This is a genomic window from Streptomyces aureoversilis (assembly GCF_042657885.1).
Classification (GTDB): Bacteria; Actinomycetota; Actinomycetes; order Streptomycetales; family Streptomycetaceae; genus Streptomyces; species Streptomyces aureoversilis.
In genome coordinates this window covers 89,861-104,865 of the sequence record NZ_JBHSKJ010000023.1, presented here as the reverse complement: position 1 = coordinate 104,865, position 15,005 = coordinate 89,861, and the positions used below count along the sequence as shown (strand labels likewise).

Here is a 15,005-nt window from a genome sequence, read left to right as displayed (position 1 = left end):
GCACCACGTCGACCTCCCGGGACGGATTCGGGACACCTCATCCACCCTCGGTGGATTTATGGTGGTATGCCCTATTCCGCTGCTCCGGTCGAGTGACTAGGCCGACTTCTGGGTACATCACACTCAGTCACTGATGGTCAATCGAGATGGTGTGGCACAACAGCCTCAGGCACGAGCGCGCACGGTCGTGCAGAAGTGGACACCCCGGGGGCCGCGGCCCGGCCTCTCGCGGAAGGGCCGCTGGAACGGTCCCCCCGCGAGCTCTATGATCGCCACATTTCCAGCACGGATACCCCGGACGGACGGCCTCCCGCCGCCCGTTCGGACACGCGTACGAGATCCATGAGACCCATACGAAACCAGTGCGGAACGAATGCCTTGCGGGAGCGAGCGGTGAGCGGAACCCTCGATGGCCAGGGCGGCGCGCCCTGCCCAACGCCTACAGTCGTCACGCAACGTAATGAATCCAGTGATTTTCGTGCCGCGTTCAATGCCGCGCAGCTCGCCATGGCCGTGGTGGGCCGCGACGGTCTGGTGCGCACCGCCAACCACGCGCTCGGGGCGCTGCTGGGCACCGACCCGGCCCGGCTCGCCGACGCCCCGGCCGCCGAGTTCACCGGCCTGCGCGAGGACTCGCGCACCTGGAGCGCGTACCGCGAAGTGCTGCTCGGCCGCCGCGAGCGGCTGCACTGCACCCGGCGGCTGAAGCACACCGGCGGCCAGGGGGTGTGGGCCGAAGTGATCGTCACCCCGCTGCCCGACAGCTGCGACACCCTGCTGTCCGTCGCCGACATCAGCGACCGGCGCGACCTGCGTGCCCGGCTGCGGCACCTGCGGATGCACGACCCCGTCACCCGGCTGCCCAACCGCAGCCTCTTCTTCGAGCGGCTGACCGCCGCGCTGGCATCGGCCTCCGCCGCACCGGGCGGACAGGGCCGGATCGGGGTCTGCTACCTGGACCTCGACGGCTTCAAGGCCATCAACGACACCCTCGGCCACCGGGCCGGGGACCGGCTGCTGGGCGCGGTGGCCCGGCGGCTGAGCGAGTGCGCGGCGCCCGGCGGGCACCTCGTCGCCCGGCTCGGGGGCGACGAGTTCGCGCTGCTGGTGGAGGAGTCCGAGGGCACCGAACAGCTCGTCGAGCTCGCCGCCTGCATCCAGGACGGGCTCCAGCGGCCGTTCGAGGTGGCCGGGCAGCAGCTGTCGGTCTCGGCGAGCATCGGCGTCGTGGAGCGCCCCGCGGCCGGCACCCACGCCACCGAGCTGATGCAGGCCGCCGACACCACGCTGTACTGGGCGAAGGCCGACGGCAAGGCCCGCTGGACGCTCTTCGACCCCGAGCGCAACGCCCACCGGATGACCCGCCAGGCCCTGTCCAGCACACTGCGGCCCGCGGTCGAGCGCGGCGAATTCGTCCTGCAGTACCAGCCGCTGGTGGGCCTGGGGGACGGGGTCGTCCGGGGCGTGGAGGCGCTGGTCCGCTGGCGTCACCCGCAGTTCGGGATGCTCCCGCCGAATCGGTTCATCGGCCTCGCCGAGGAGACCGGCGCGATCGTCCCCCTGGGCCGCTGGGTGCTCGCGACCGCCTGCCGCCAGGCCCGGCGCTGGCAGCTCGCCCACCCCGCGGAGCCGATCGTCGTCAGCGTCAACGTCGCGGTGCGGCAGGTGTGGGACTCCGACCTGGTCTCCGACGTGGCGGCGATCCTCGCCGAGACGGGGCTGCCGGCCCGGCTGCTGCAGCTGGAGCTCACCGAGTCGGCGGTGATGGGCTCGGCCGGCCGGCCGCTGCAGCAGCTGCGCCAGCTCAGCGACATGGGCGTGGCCATCGCCATCGACGACTTCGGCACGGGCTACTCCAACCTCGCCTACCTCAGCCGGCTGCCGGTCTCCACGCTCAAGCTCGACGGCTCCTTCGTCCGGGGCTTCCGCTCCGGGGAGCCGCCGAACCCCGCGGACGAGACGATCGTCGAGGCCCTCGTGCAGCTCGCGCACCGGCTGGGGATCACGGTCACGGCGGAGTGCGTGGAGAGCGCGGAGCAGGCCGAGCGGCTCGGGCGGATCGGCTGCGACACGGGGCAGGGCTGGTTCTACTCCCGCCCCGTGCCGGCGGACTCCATCTCCTCCCTGCTGACGACGGGGGTGCGGCCGTAGCACCCCCGGCCCGGGCCGGGAGCCCCGCGCGTCACATGCCGTACACGTCCGCGATCAGTTCGTAGCTGCGCAGCCGCGCCTCGGCGCCGTGCGCATTCGTAGTGATCATCAGTTCGTCGACGCCGGTCGTCTCGACCAGGTGGTTCAGCCCCTCCCTGACCGTCTCGGGCGTACCGTGCACCACATTGGCGATCCGGCTGTCGACGAACTCCCGCTCCGCCGGGCCGAAGTCGTACGACGCCGCCTCCTCCGGTGTCGGGACGAGCCCCGGCCGCCCGGTGCGCACCCGCAGCATCGACAGCGCCCCGGTGAGCACCTGGCGGCGGGCCTCCCCCGCGTCCTCCGCCGCGAACGCCTGCACGCCGATCTTGGCGTACGGGCGGTCGAGGACCGAGGAGGGGCGGAAGCACTCGCGGTAGAGCTCCAGCGCGGCCACCGTGCTGCCGGAGGAGAAGTGGTGCGCGAAGGAGAAGGGCAGGCCGAGCGCGCCCGCGAGCCGCGCGCTGAAGCCGGAGGAGCCGAGCAGCCAGACCGAGGGGCGGTCGGCGCGCTGCACCCCGCCGGGCACACGGCCCTGGACCGGGCCGGGCACGGCGTGGATCCCGGCGTAGCGGTGGCCGTCGGGGAAGTCGTCGTCGAGGAAGCGGACGAGCTCGGCCAGCTGCTGCGGGAACTCGTCCGCTCCCTCGCTCAGCCGGTCGGTGCGGCGCAGCGCGGCGGCGGTGGCGCCGTCCGTGCCCGGGGCGCGCCCGAGGCCGAGGTCCACGCGCCCGGGGGCGAAGGCCTCCAGGGTGCCGAACTGCTCGGCTATCACCAGCGGCGCGTGGTTGGGGAGCATCACCCCGCCGGAGCCGAGGCGGATGCGCTCGGTGTGGGCCGCGAGGTGGGCGAGGACGACGGCCGGGGAGGAGCTCGCGATGGCGGGCATCGAGTGGTGCTCGGAGACCCAGAAGCGGTGGTAGCCGCGGCGCTCGGCCAGGCGGGCCAGCTCGACGGTGGTGGTGAGGGCCTGCCGGGCGGTCCGTCCGGCACCGACGGTCGCCAGGTCCAGTACGGACAGGGGAACGGGGGCGCTGCCCGGGGCCTGCCCCCGGATGAAGTCGTCCTGCGCGTCGGGCACGGTGCTCCGCCTTCCTGTTCCTGATCGTCTGCTGATCGTCCGCGGCGCGCTGTGCGGCAGCGCGGACGGAGCCGGTCCGCTGCGACCGGCCGAAAGGGGCAGCCGGAGAGTGTCTCCGGTTATTCCCCCGCCGGGCTCCCGCGCCGTCCGCAGGGACGTTCCCTCCGCTATGGCATCGGCATATGCCGAGCTGACAACACCCCCTGCTTGCGGCATGTTTCGCCGTTATCGTGGTCGGCGGGACACTCGCCGGAAAGCCCGTAGGGGGAGACCGTGGCGCTCATGCCCGACCCGACCGCACCGTTCCACTCGGTGCAGTACGCCCTGCGGGTGCTCGAGGCGATCGCCCGGCACTCCGGAGGGGTGACCACGATCCAGATCGCACGCGAGACCGGGCTGCCCGCCGCCCGCCTCGCCCACCTCCTGCCGATGCTCCGCCGCGAGGACTACGTGCAGCGGACCGGCGACGGCGGATACGTCACGGGCGACGCCCTCGTCCTGCTCGGCTCCGGCGGCGACCGCACCACCGCCCTGCGCCGGAAACTGCAGCGGTCGCTGGCCGAGCTCCGCGATTCCCTCGGCGCCGCCGTGTACCTGAGCCGCTACATCGACGGCGAGGTCAGGATCACGCAGGTCGCGGACGGGCCGCGCACCCCGCGGGTCAACGAGTGGGTCGACTTCCGCTCCGCCGCCCACGCCAGCGCCGTCGGCAAGTGCCTGCTCACCCAGCTCGACCACGACGACCGCCGCGACCACCTCTCGCGCCACCGGGCCGCCCGGCTCACCTCCCGGACGATCACCAGCGAGAAGGTGCTCCTCAGCACCCTCGAACGGCAGCCCGCGACCGTCCCCGTCCTCGATCTTCAGGAGTACGCCGTCGGCACGGTGTGCGCGGCCGTCCCGGTCAGCGCGGGGAGCGCCGACGGCTGCCTCGCCCTCTCGCTCCCGCTGGCCCACGCCCACCGGCTGCGGCAGGCCGCGGAGACGCTGAACCGGCGGGCCGCACCCCTGATGCTGTCGATGGCCCTCTGAGGGCCGGAAGGGGGGCCGCCCTCGCCCTTGAGGGAAAGGCGGTCGAGAGCACCCCTCCGGACCAGGTATATTTATCTCTGTCAGCAGGCGCCGCTAGCTCAGTTGGTTAGAGCAGCTGACTCTTAATCAGCGGGTCCGGGGTTCGAGTCCCTGGCGGCGCACAGACAACCGAAGGCCCTCACCGTCAGGTGGGGGCCTTCGGCGTATGCGTCCCCCGCCCGTAGCATGGGGCCGTCCGTCCCGCGCGCAAGGAGAGGAGAACCGTGACCAGCACGTCCAAGGGTCACCGGTCGGCGGCCGCGGCCGCGCTCCTGCTCCTCCTCGCGGTCGCCTTCGGCCCGCTCCCGGGCGGCGCACTGCCGTACGCCGCGGTCACCTCATCCGCACGCGCCACGGAGCCCGTACGTCACGCGGACCCGGCCCCCGCCGGGGCCGATGCCGTCGCCGTCGCCGTCGCCGTCGCCGTCGCCGGGCAGCTCGTACGGGCCGACGCCCCGGACACCGGCTCCAGCTGCCGGCAGCAGGACGTGCCGCTGAAGGACGCCCAGACCGCCGTCGCCTCCGGGCACGCCGACCCCGTCACCGCGCCGGGCACCGCCCGCGCCCCGCTCCCCCAGGCCACCGCGCCCCGGGCGACCGCGCCGCGCGCACCGCCCGCCCCCGCCGCCGGCTGCGCCGAGCTGCTCCCCGTCCTACGGATCTAGGTCCGCCCGTCACGGCCCCGCCGGGCCGTGCTTCGGCATATCCAGATTCCGTACGCTCCAGGGAGCTTTCTCCTTTATGTCCACCAAGTCCCCCAAGACCCCCGCGACCTCCAAGGCCTCCAAGGCCGCTCCCTCCTCCAAGGCCGCGAAGTCTTCCCGGGCCACGGCCCGTACCGCCTCCCTCCCCCGCCGTCTCGCCGCCCTCGGCGCGGTCCTCGCGCTCGTCGTCGCCGTCGTCGCGGTGGGCATGGCGATCGGCAAGAGCGGGAGCGGCTCCGGCACGCGCAAGCCCTCCGCGTCCGGCACGTCCTCCGCCGACCCGATGGAGGGGATGTACGCGCAGGCCGAGCGGGCCACCAGCCGCCGCCAGGACGGCGACCCCCTCGCGCTCGGCCGGAAGGACGCGCCGGTCGTGCTCGTGGAGTACGCCGACTACCAGTGCTCGTACTGCGGCAAGTTCACCCGCGACAGCCAGCCCGAGCTGGTCAGGAAGTACGTGGACGAGGGCGTGCTGCGCATCGAGTTCCGCAACTTCCCGATCTTCGGCAAGGACTCCGAGCGCGCCGCCCGCGCCTCCTGGGCAGCCGGTCAGCAGGGGAAGTTCTGGCAGTTCCACGACGAGGTCTACGCCAAGCTCCGCAAGGGCGACGCCCTCGCCGAGGACAAGCTCGTCGACATGGCCGGCAAGGCCGGCGTGAGCGACATCGACCGCTTCCGCTCGGACCTGAACGGGTCGGCTTCCGAGGAGGCCGTCAAGAAGGACCAGAAGGAGGGGTACAACCTCGGCGTGGCCTCCACGCCGTCCTTCCTCGTCGGCGGCCGCCCCATCGCCGGCGCCCAGCCGATGGCCGCCTTCGACGAGGCCATCGCCCAGGCCGCGCGGGCCGCGCACGAGCGCAAGAAGTAAGGGGACGGCGTGACCGACATCGGCTACCTCGCCGCGTTCCTCGGCGGCGCCCTCGCCCTGGTCAGCCCGTGCAGCGCGCTGCTGCTGCCGGCCTTCTTCGCGTACTCCCTCGCGAGCCCGGGCCGGCTGCTGGCCCGCACCGGCGTCTTCTACGCGGGCCTCGCGACCACGCTCGTCCCGCTCGGCGTGGCCTCCACCGCCGCGAGCAGGCTGTTCAACGGCCACCGCGAGGTGCTGGTGACCGCCGGCGGCTGGATCGTGATCGCCATGGGCGTCGCCCAGATCCTGGGCCTGGGCTTCGCCTCGAAGAAGGCGCAGGCCGCCGCCGGGCGGATCACGCCGCGCTCGGCCGCGTCCACGTTCCTGCTGGGCTGCGTGTACGGGCTGGCCGGGTTCTGCGCGGGGCCGATCCTCGGTGCGGTCCTCACCGTGACGGCCGTCAACGGCAACCCCGTCCACGGCGGCTCCATGCTCGCCGTCTACGCCCTCGGCATGGCACTGCCGCTGTTCGTGCTGGCGGTCTTCTGGGACCGCTTCCGGCTCGGCGGGCGGCGCTGGCTGCGCGGCCGGGAGCTGCGCCTGGGACCGCTGCGGCTGCACACCACCTCGCTGGTCTCGGGCCTGTTCTTCATCGGCATCGGGGTGCTCTTCCTCGCCTACGACGGAACGACGGGCCTGCCCGGTCTCCTGGACGCCGATCAGGAGTACCGCCTGGAGGAGCTCGCGTCCCGGGTGGGCGGCGCGGTGCCGGACTACGTGCTGCTGGCGGGGGTCGCGCTGGTGGTCGCGGGGGTGCTGGCACGGATCGCGCTGCGGCCGGGGAAGGGCGACGCGGAAAGCGAGTGAGACGCGGAGAGCGAGTGAGCGGCGCGGCGGGGAGCCGGATGGCGCCTCCCCGGGGTGGGGCCGGGGAGGCGCCGGGATGCTCCGTCCGTCCGTGCGGCCGCCGGTGGGGCCGTCAGAACCGGACGTCGGAGCAGGCGTAGAAGGCGTTGCCCGTGTCCGCGATGGTCCAGACGGCGAGGACGAGCTGCTTGCCGGTGCGACCCGCGGGGAGGGTGCCCTGGTGGGAGACGGTGGCCTCGGGCACCCGGCCGCCGTAGGGAACGGTCAGGAAGGGCTGGGATTCGAGGTCGGCGCGGGTGAGCGGCCGGCCCGGGTCGTAGGTGGGCCTGGTGAGGTAGTAGCGGAAGTCGGTGGTGGCGTGGCGGGCCGTGAGCCGCCACCGGAACGTGAGGCTCTGGCCCGCGGTGACCTGGGTGGCCGGCCACTGGCCGCCGCGCGGGTCGTCGAGCTCCGCGAAGCGGCTGTTCCCGCCGGAACATATGGTGCCGTCGGCGGGCCCGCGGGCCGGGAAGCCCTTGGAGCCCTCGACGCTCTGCGGCTCCCACTGGATCGCGCCGCAGTTCTTGACGGTGCCGTTGGCGCAGTACACCTGGCGACTGGTGGGGGAGTCGGTGTAGCCGTGACTGCTCGCGCTGCCGGTGGCGAACAGGGACACGCCTGCGATGCCGAAGCCGATGATCGCCGCACTGATCTTTTTGCGCATGCTTTCGCTCCTCGGAGAACGTGGGGGGTTCTGTGAGCCGAGTGAAATGCGGTCTAGACCAAGGCGGAGGCTAGTACCGGCCGTTTGGCATGTCTAGGCCAACGGTCGCAAGAATCCGGTCACACCGCAGACGCGAAGCCTTCACTTGTTCGCCGTTGGGACCGTCGTTGCCCTGCACCCATGCCCGCGCTGCGGCCTCGTCCCGCCCTCCGGTCATTTGCCGTTCAAGCAGGCGGTCTTGACGGACTTCGTCAGGTGTCTCGAGGTACCAGACCTCGGCGAGGTACCGGCGGGCGTCGCGCCAGCCCGGCTCGTCACAGGCCAGGTAGTTGCCCTCCGTCACCACCAGCCGGGCGGACGGCGGGACCAGGTGCCGGGCGGCGACCGGCTCGTGCAGCGTGCGGTCGTAGTCCGGCACGTAGACGTCCCGGTCGCGCTCCTCCGTCACGCGGCGCAGCAGGTCGGCGTAGCCCCAGACGTCGAAGCTCGGCGCGGAGCCCTTGCGGCCGGTCAGGCCGAGGCGCTCCAGCTGCGCGTTGGAGAGGTGGAAGCCGTCCATCGGCAGGTACGCGGCAGAGCCGGCGCCGTGCTGCCGCCGCACCTCCGCGACCAGGGCCCGGGCGAGCGTCGACTTTCCCGCGCCCGGCGGCCCGGCGATGCCGAGGAGGGACCGCCCGTCCGCGGCCGCGAGGGCCCAGGCGTCTGCCGCCCATGTGGTGATCGTCATGCGGGCACGCTAGCGCCGCACGTCACCGGGGCCCGGGCCGACGGCTCAGGGCTCACGAGACGTACGGGGGGGCTCCCCGCATCCAGGCGTCCGGGCGTCCGGGCGTCCGCCGGAAGGCTCACCGCACCCGCCCGTAGAGGGTCGGCCGGTAGCGGGAGAAGGACGAGATCCGCACCTTGGCCCCCGGGTGCGGCGCCTCGATGTAGCGCTGCCCGCCCAGGTAGATCGCCACGTGGTGGACCCCGGAGGCCCGGCCGTTGCGGGACCAGAAGACCAGGTCGCCGCGGTGCAGCGCGCGGCGGGTGATCCGTTTCGTGGCCCGGTACTGGTCGGAGGCGATGCGCGGCAGTCGCACGCCCGCACGGCGGTAGGCCTGCTGGACGAGTCCGGAGCAGTCCCAGCGGCGGGGGCCCGCGCCGCCCATGGCGAAGGGGTCACCCAGATGGGCCATGGCGTAGCGGATGGCCGGTTCCAGACGGTCGCCGGCGGACGGGAGGGCCGGAAACACCGTCCGGGGGCCGCCGCGTCCCGCCTGCGGACCGGGGGCCGCGGCCGCGGGGGCCGCGCCGGGCCCGGCCAGCACCGCCGCCCACACAGCCGCCACGACCGCGCCGCGTATTCGCACCACGCCCGTCGCCTTCCTTCGGTCCGGCGCCCTGCCGGTACTCGGGCACAGCATCTCAGCGGTCCCGGAGAACCGCATGTCGGAGCGGCCGGTCGGGTGGTCGGGAGCACCCTCCGGGATCAGGTAGAGTTTTCTCTGTCAGCAGGCGCCGCTAGCTCAGTTGGTTAGAGCAGCTGACTCTTAATCAGCGGGTCCGGGGTTCGAGTCCCTGGCGGCGCACGCGAGTCTCAAGGCTCCTCACCACCGGTGAGGGGCCTTGAGTCATTTTCCGGTCAATGGCATGACCCATCACGGCAGGTCGCACCACTTTGCCCGGTAAACACCTTGTTTCACCCTTGCGATCATGCCCGGGCGTCCGAGATCCTGAACGGACAGCGATGACCCAACATCACTGAGTGACTATCGAGTTGAGTTGGGCTGCGCCGGGGGGGCCGGTGCTCTTGGGGTCCGTGCGGCCGTGGGGGGCCGGATGAGACCCGCGATCTGACACACGCAGTCAGCATGCGTGCGGGGGGCAATGACAGATGACGTCCACTCCTGCCGGCGCCCGGCGGCAGCTCCACGACCCGACGGCGGCGGCCGGGCCCCGCACACCCGTCAGCCAGGGAACGATTCCCCAGCAACCGGGCCATAACCGTGCGCTCCCCGCGCGTCCGCCGAGAGCCCGGCCCCGCTTCGACTACGAGCACTACAGCCGGCTGGCCGGCCCGCTCACCCAGCCCGACCCGGACCGTCCCTACCGGGTGCGCTACCGCAGCCTGCTCGCCGAGGAGACGCACCGCGTCCTCGGCGCGGCCCTCCTCGGCGCCGCGCCCGTCGTGTCACTGGGCCTGCTGATGTGGCTGATGCAGCCGGCGCACTGGACCCAGCGCGACCATGCCACGCCCCTGATGCGGGCGCTGGATGCGGTGATGCTGGTCTCCATCGGGCTCATCGAGCTCTTCCGCACGATGAACGTCGCCTCCAACGCCCACGCCACCCTCGTCGCCCGCGACCCCGTCCCGGTCGTGCCCGAGACCGGCACCAAGGTCGCCTTCCTCACCTCGTTCGTGCCCGGCAAGGAGCCGCTCGAGATGGTCACCCGGACCCTGGAGGCGGCGGTCCGGCTGCGCCACCGCGGCCCGCTCGACGTCTGGCTGCTCGACGAGGGCGACGACCCCGCCGTCAAGGCCGTCTGCCGGCGGCTCGGCGTGCGCCACTTCTCCCGCAAGGGCATCGAGAAGTGGAATCAGCCGAAGGGCTCCTTCCGCGCCAGGACGAAGCACGGGAACTACAACTCCTGGCTCGACGCCCACGGCGACTCCTACGACTTCTTCGCCTCGGTCGACACCGACCACGTCCCGCTGCCCAACTTCCTGGAACGCATGCTCGGGTACTTCCGCGACCCCGATATCGCGTTTGTCGTTGGTCCTCAGGTCTACGGGAACTACGATGCGGCCGTGACCAAGGCCGCAGAAAGCCAGCAGTTCCTTTTCCACGCCCTGATCCAACGCGCCGGAAACCGCTACGGCGCACCCATGTTCGTCGGCACCAACAATGCCGTCCGGATCAGCGCCCTGAAGGGAATCGGCGGCCTCTACGACTCGATCACCGAGGACATGGCCACCGGCTTCGAACTGCACCGCCACCGCAATCCCGCGACGGGCCGGAAGTGGCGCTCGGTCTACACCCCGGACGTCCTCGCGGTCGGCGAGGGCCCCAACGCCTGGACGGATTTCTTCACCCAGCAGCTGCGCTGGTCCCGCGGCACCTACGAGACCATCATCAAGCAGTACTGGAAAGGCCCCTGGAGCCTCTCCCCGGGGAAATTCCTCAATTACTCCCTGATGGTCATCTATTATCCGATGACCGCACTCAACTGGATGCTCGGCGCCCTTAGCTGCGCCCTCTTCCTCGGGCTCGGCGCCTCCGGAATCCAGATCAATTCCGAGGTCTGGATGATGCTCTACAGCGATGCGGCCGCGCTGCAGATCGGGCTCTACATCTGGAACCGCCGGCACAATGTCTCGCCGCACGAGCCCGAGGGCTCGGGCGGGCTGGCCGGCATGGTGATGTCCGCGCTCTCCGCGCCGGTCTACGCCCGCTCGCTGACCGATGCCGTGCTGCGCCGCAAGAGCGGCTTCGTGGTCACGCCCAAGGGGGATTCGGCGAGCCCCGACACCCTCTTCGGGACGTTCCGCATCCATCTGTTCTTCCTGCTGGTCTTCGGCGGCTCGCTGGTGGCCTCCTTCTGGCTCGGCCACACCCACGTCGCGATGCGCACCTGGGCGTCGCTGGCCCTCGCGATCACCGTCGCCCCGATCGTCGCGTGGTGGTGGACCACGCACCGCGCCAAGAGAGCCGTGGAGGCCTCCCGATGAACTTCCGGCACTACCGTGTCAGCCGCCGCACCCGCCGCTTCGCGGTCGGGTCGGCGGTGGTGCTCGCCCTGGCGGGCATGAACGGGCCGGCCATCTGGGGCTACGCCTCCCACCAGTACCACGACTACAAGATCAATCAACCGGAGTACAAGGCGAAGAACGGCCACTGGGCCGTGGTCGACGTCCCCGAGCGGTACCGGATCAATACGATCCACGCGGCGCTGCTGCACACCGGGAAGGTCCTCCTCGTCGCGGGCTCGGGCAACAACGCCGCCAATTTCCGGGCGAAGTCCTTCCGCACGGTCCTGTGGGACCCGGTGAACAACACCTACAAGGACATCCCCACCCCGAAGGACCTCTTCTGCGCCGGCCACACCCAATTGCCCGACGGCCGCCTGCTGGTGGCCGGCGGCACCCAGCGCTACGAGAAGCTGGAGGGCGACGTCGACAAGGCCGGCGGTCTGATGGTCGTCCACAACGAGGACCCGGACAAGCCGATGACGCTGCCCGCGGGCACCCGCTTCACCGGCCGCAAGAACGGCAAGACCTTCGAGGCGAAGGACACGGTCCTCGTCCCCCGCGCCAAGAAGGAGCAGGACGGGCAGACCCGCAAGGTCACGGTCACGGTCTCCACCGCCCGCGTCTACGTGGAGGCGCTGCACAAGGGCCACCAGTACGAGACGGGCCTCACCGACAACTACCGGGTCGAGGGCCTCACCGGCAAGGACGCCCAGAACGTCTACGGGATCGCCAACAAGCTCTCCTTCGACAAGAAGGACTTCCAGGGCATCAAGGACACCCTGGAGTTCGACCCCGAGGCCGAGCGCTACGTCACGGTCGACCCGATGAACGAGGCCCGCTGGTATCCGACGCTGACCACCCTCCAGGACGGCCGGGTCCTCTCCGTCTCCGGCCTCGACGAGATCGGCCAGGTCGTCCCCGGCAAGAACGAGATCTACGACCCGAAGACCAAGAAGTGGACCTACCTCCCCAAGGAGCGCTTCTTCCCGACGTACCCCGCCCTCTTCCTCACCGACAAGGGCCGCATCTTCTACACCGGTTCGAACGCCGGGTACGGCCCGGCGGACAAGGGCCGCGTGCCGGGCCTGTGGGACCTGACGAGCAACGACTTCACCGAGATCCCCGGCATGAGCGACCCGGACACCCTGGAGACCTCGATGTCCGTGCTGCTGCCCCCCGCCCAGGACCAGCGGTACATGGTGCTGGGTGGCGGCGGGGTCGGCGAGGACAAGAAGTCCACGGCCAGGACCCGCATCGTCGACCTGCACGACCCCAGCCCGCGCTTCCGCGACGGCCCCGATCTCTACGCCGAGGCCCGCTATCCCAGCAGCGTCATCCTGCCGGACGACACGGTGCTGACCACCAACGGCTCGGGCGACTACCGCGGCCGCAGCGACTCCAACATCCTCAGGGCCGAGATCTACGACCCGGCGGCCAACAGCAGGCGCGCCGTCGCCGACCCCCTGGTGGGCCGCAATTACCACTCCGGCGCCCTGCTGCTTCCCGACGGCCGCGTGATGACCTTCGGCTCCGACTCGCTCTTCGGCGACAAGGCCAACACCAGGCCGGCCGTCTTCCAGCAGCAGATCGACCTCTACACCCCGCCCTACCTGTTCCGGAAGGACCGCCCGGAGCTGAAGGACGCCGAGCCGAGGACGGTGGAGCTGGGCGGCACGGCCACGTACCGCACGGACCGCCCGCGCGACATCGCCAAGGCGAGGCTCATCAGGCCGGGGTCGTTCACGCACGTCACCAATGTGGAGCAGCGCTCGATCGCGCTGGAGTTCACCAAGGCGGCGGACGGGATCACGGTCACCCTGCCGAAGGACCCCTCGCTCGTCCCGCCCGGGTGGTACATGCTCCATGTCGTCGACGGCCGGGGGACGCCCTCACCGGCGGTGTGGGTGAAGGTGCCCGTGGCGGATTCGTGAGGACGTGGCGCCGGCGCCCGGGTCAGCGGGCGTTGCGCGCCAGGTCCAGTGCGTAGGTCTCCCACCACTGGCCCGCGTCCGGACCACCCTTGCACGTGCCGTCCGACTCGCCGGGCCGCTTGACCCACAGGTACGCGTCCACCTTGGAGTCGCCGGTGCGCGTGGTGGGGGGTTCGCCGAGGGCGCGGCCGTGGGGGTTGCACCAGGCCTTCTCGTGGTCGGCGGCGCGCAGCGGGCCGTTGCCGTTGCGGCTGGTGTCGATGACGAAGTGCTTGCCGCCCAGGAGCTGGGACAGCTGGTGGCCGTAGTCCTTGTTGGCCTTGGTGGTCTGGAAGTTGGAGACGTTGAGCGCGAAGCCGTCGGCGCGGTCGATGCCGGCGCGGCGCAACGGCTCCTCCATCCGGTCGGCCGGGGTGACCCAGCTGGGGTTGCCCGCGTCGAGGTAGACCTTGGTGTGCGGCAGCGACTTGAGGCGGCCGACGGCCTCCTTGAGCAGCGCGAAGCGCTCCTCGTGGTGCTCATGGGGGGTGCAGCCGTCCGAGATGTGGGGCAGGGCGTCGGGCTCCAGGATGACCGTCGCACCGCGGTCGCCGATGCCCCGGACGGCGCTGTCCAGCCAGCCCCGGTAGGCGTCGCCGTCGGAGGCGCCGCCCTGGGAGTACTGGCCGCAGTCGCGGTGGGGGATGTTGTAGAGGACGAGGACGGCGGTCCGGTCGGCCTTGGCCGCGGCTTCGGTGAAGCCCCGGGCCTGCCCCTCCGGGTCGTCCGGCCCGATCCACTCGGCGACGGGCTGGGCCGCGATCCTGGAGAGGAGTTCGGCCTGGCTGTTCCGGCCGCCCTTGCGGAGCTCGGCCGCCCGCTTGGCCGCGGTGGACTCGGGGTTGACCCAGAACGGGTCCTTCTCCTTGGGCTGCTGGGCCGGCGCCTGCACGGGCGCCGCTTCCGCGGGGGGTTCGGGAGACGACGAGGAGCAGCCGGAGAGCAGCAGCAGCGCCCCCACGGCGGCCCCGGCGGTGGTGAGCGACACGCGGGCGCGGCCGGACTGACTGCCGTACATCGATTCCCCCTCGGGTGCATTCCTGTAGGGGTGTCCCCACGCCCCCACGGGACATGACCGGTCCCTGCAATGCTGGCACAAGCCACCGCAGGACCGTGAGTGATCCGCTGATGACGGGCAGTCAATTAGCCCGGTTGGAGCACCCATACGCTCAATTCCGTCCGGTTCCGGTCAGATAGGCGGAGACGACGACGTTCGCGCTGTACGAGCGGCGGTCGCGGTCGTAGTCGCCGCCGCAGGTGATCAGGCGCAGCTCCGCGCGCTTGGTGTCGCGCGCGCCGTAGGCCTTGGCGGCGTCGAAGCGGTCCTTGGTGAAGACGGAGACGTCCTCGACGGTGAACTCGGCGGTGGTGCCGTCCGCGCGGCGGACGCTGACGGTCTCGCCGGGCCTGAGGCTGCCGAGGTCGTAGAAGACGGCGGGCGCGTTGTCGGTGTCGACGTGGCCGACGAGCACGGCGGCGCCGGGCGCGCCGGGGGCCGGCCCGCCGCGGTACCAGCCGACGGCCCCGGCCCGCGCGTACGGGGGCGGGTCGACGGCGCCCAGCCGGTCCAGCCCCCTCTCCTCCACCGGGGCGTTCACGTCCAGGGCCTCGATGGCCAGGGCGCGGGGGCGGGCCGGGGGCAGGGGCGCGTGGGCCGGGGGCAGCGGATCGGCGAGCGGCCGGCCCGCCGCGGCGACGTCCCCGGCCGTGGGGGTGGCGGACGACCCCGGCCCGTCGGTGATCTCACGCCCCCACAGCCACAGGGCGAGCAGCAGTACGGACCACACCGCCCCCGTCAGGAGCCGGCCGCGGCGGCCGGCGTGCGCTTCGGACATGGCC

General features: G+C 71.9%; 13 protein-coding genes and 2 tRNA genes. 9 read left to right on the top strand and 6 right to left on the bottom strand.

The features are described 5' to 3' along the window. Positions 1 to 342: 342 nt before the first annotated feature. Entirely contained in the window at positions 343 to 2,151 is a 1,809-nt protein-coding gene (locus ACFPP6_RS31170) for a putative bifunctional diguanylate cyclase/phosphodiesterase (RefSeq protein WP_382049525.1), read from the top strand. 31 nt (positions 2,152 to 2,182) lie between these two features. Here ACFPP6_RS31170 and ACFPP6_RS31165 read toward each other — a convergent pair whose 3' ends face one another. After that, positions 2,183 to 3,271 carry an LLM class flavin-dependent oxidoreductase gene (locus ACFPP6_RS31165; protein ID WP_382049523.1) on the bottom strand — a complete coding sequence of 363 codons (1,089 nt, stop codon included), beginning with the start codon at positions 3,269 to 3,271 and terminating at the stop codon, positions 2,183 to 2,185. A 273-nt stretch (positions 3,272 to 3,544) separates the two neighbouring features. Here ACFPP6_RS31165 and ACFPP6_RS31160 point away from each other — a divergent pair, with 273 nt between their 5' ends. The 5 genes from ACFPP6_RS31160 (at position 3,545) to ACFPP6_RS31140 (ending at position 6,760) form a co-directional block, all read left to right on the top strand. Then, positions 3,545 to 4,303, top strand: coding sequence for an IclR family transcriptional regulator (locus ACFPP6_RS31160; RefSeq protein WP_382049521.1), 759 nt, complete (start codon positions 3,545 to 3,547; stop codon positions 4,301 to 4,303). An 87-nt stretch (positions 4,304 to 4,390) separates the two neighbouring features. Next, positions 4,391 to 4,464, top strand: a tRNA-Lys gene (locus tag ACFPP6_RS31155). A gap of 102 nt (positions 4,465 to 4,566) precedes the next feature. Continuing rightward, the gene (locus tag ACFPP6_RS31150) at positions 4,567 to 5,007 is read left to right on the top strand and encodes a hypothetical protein (protein ID WP_382049519.1); all 441 of its coding nucleotides are present in this window, start codon (positions 4,567 to 4,569) and stop codon (positions 5,005 to 5,007) included. A 76-nt stretch (positions 5,008 to 5,083) separates the two neighbouring features. Further along, positions 5,084 to 5,914 carry a DsbA family protein gene (locus ACFPP6_RS31145; protein ID WP_382049517.1) on the top strand — a complete coding sequence of 277 codons (831 nt, stop codon included), beginning with the start codon at positions 5,084 to 5,086 and terminating at the stop codon, positions 5,912 to 5,914. 9 nt (positions 5,915 to 5,923) lie between these two features. Beyond that, the gene (locus tag ACFPP6_RS31140) at positions 5,924 to 6,760 is read left to right on the top strand and encodes a cytochrome c biogenesis CcdA family protein (RefSeq protein WP_382049515.1); all 837 of its coding nucleotides are present in this window, start codon (positions 5,924 to 5,926) and stop codon (positions 6,758 to 6,760) included. 112 nt (positions 6,761 to 6,872) lie between these two features. On the opposite strand, the gene ACFPP6_RS31135 is transcribed toward ACFPP6_RS31140, so the two are convergent. The 3 genes from ACFPP6_RS31135 to ACFPP6_RS31125 all read right to left on the bottom strand — a co-directional run bounded on the left by ACFPP6_RS31135 (position 6,873) and on the right by ACFPP6_RS31125 (position 8,818). Continuing rightward, entirely contained in the window at positions 6,873 to 7,463 is a 591-nt protein-coding gene (locus ACFPP6_RS31135) for a lytic polysaccharide monooxygenase auxiliary activity family 9 protein (protein ID WP_382049513.1), read from the bottom strand. 70 nt (positions 7,464 to 7,533) lie between these two features. Further along, positions 7,534 to 8,190 (bottom strand): nucleoside/nucleotide kinase family protein, encoded by a 657-nt coding sequence (locus ACFPP6_RS31130; RefSeq protein ID WP_382049511.1) that lies wholly within the window; start codon positions 8,188 to 8,190, stop codon positions 7,534 to 7,536. A 118-nt stretch (positions 8,191 to 8,308) separates the two neighbouring features. Next, positions 8,309 to 8,818 (bottom strand): C40 family peptidase, encoded by a 510-nt coding sequence (locus ACFPP6_RS31125; RefSeq protein WP_382049509.1) that lies wholly within the window; start codon positions 8,816 to 8,818, stop codon positions 8,309 to 8,311. 142 nt (positions 8,819 to 8,960) lie between these two features. Here ACFPP6_RS31125 and ACFPP6_RS31120 point away from each other — a divergent pair. The 3 genes from ACFPP6_RS31120 (at position 8,961) to glxA (ending at position 13,127) form a co-directional block, all read left to right on the top strand. Further along, positions 8,961 to 9,034: transfer RNA gene (locus tag ACFPP6_RS31120), tRNA-Lys, on the top strand. Positions 9,035 to 9,339: 305 nt separating this feature from the next. Beyond that, positions 9,340 to 11,175, top strand: a complete 1,836-nt coding sequence (locus tag ACFPP6_RS31115) for a glycosyltransferase family 2 protein (RefSeq protein WP_382049507.1) — start codon at positions 9,340 to 9,342, stop codon at positions 11,173 to 11,175. Beyond that, on the top strand, positions 11,172 to 13,127 hold the full coding sequence (gene glxA, locus ACFPP6_RS31110) for a radical copper oxidase GlxA (protein WP_382049505.1): 1,956 nt from the start codon (positions 11,172 to 11,174) through the stop codon (positions 13,125 to 13,127). Before ACFPP6_RS31115 ends, glxA begins: the two co-directional genes overlap by 4 nt. 22 nt (positions 13,128 to 13,149) lie before the next feature. On the opposite strand, the gene ACFPP6_RS31105 is transcribed toward glxA, so the two are convergent. Together ACFPP6_RS31105 and ACFPP6_RS31100 are read right to left on the bottom strand one after the other, a co-directional pair. Beyond that, the gene (locus ACFPP6_RS31105) at positions 13,150 to 14,184 is read right to left on the bottom strand and encodes a glycoside hydrolase family 6 protein (protein WP_382049503.1); all 1,035 of its coding nucleotides are present in this window, start codon (positions 14,182 to 14,184) and stop codon (positions 13,150 to 13,152) included. A gap of 151 nt (positions 14,185 to 14,335) precedes the next feature. Then, the gene (locus ACFPP6_RS31100; protein ID WP_382049501.1) at positions 14,336 to 15,001 is read right to left on the bottom strand and encodes a class F sortase; all 666 of its coding nucleotides are present in this window, start codon (positions 14,999 to 15,001) and stop codon (positions 14,336 to 14,338) included. Positions 15,002 to 15,005: the final 4 nt, after the last annotated feature.

Bases quoted from the DNA above. Each gene is read 5' to 3' on its own strand.
- ACFPP6_RS31170 (WP_382049525.1), top strand. From the start codon at position 343: ATGAGACCCATACGAAACCAGTGCGGAACGAATGCCTTGCGGGAGCGA.
- ACFPP6_RS31145 (WP_382049517.1), top strand. From the start codon at position 5,084: ATGTCCACCAAGTCCCCCAAGACCCCCGCGACCTCCAAGGCCTCCAAG.
- ACFPP6_RS31135 (WP_382049513.1), bottom strand. From the start codon at position 7,463: ATGCGCAAAAAGATCAGTGCGGCGATCATCGGCTTCGGCATCGCAGGC.
- ACFPP6_RS31130 (WP_382049511.1), bottom strand. From the start codon at position 8,190: ATGACGATCACCACATGGGCGGCAGACGCCTGGGCCCTCGCGGCCGCG.
- ACFPP6_RS31115 (WP_382049507.1), top strand. From the start codon at position 9,340: ATGACGTCCACTCCTGCCGGCGCCCGGCGGCAGCTCCACGACCCGACG.
- glxA (WP_382049505.1), top strand. From the start codon at position 11,172: ATGAACTTCCGGCACTACCGTGTCAGCCGCCGCACCCGCCGCTTCGCG.
- ACFPP6_RS31105 (WP_382049503.1), bottom strand. From the start codon at position 14,184: ATGTACGGCAGTCAGTCCGGCCGCGCCCGCGTGTCGCTCACCACCGCC.
- ACFPP6_RS31100 (WP_382049501.1), bottom strand. From the start codon at position 15,001: ATGTCCGAAGCGCACGCCGGCCGCCGCGGCCGGCTCCTGACGGGGGCG.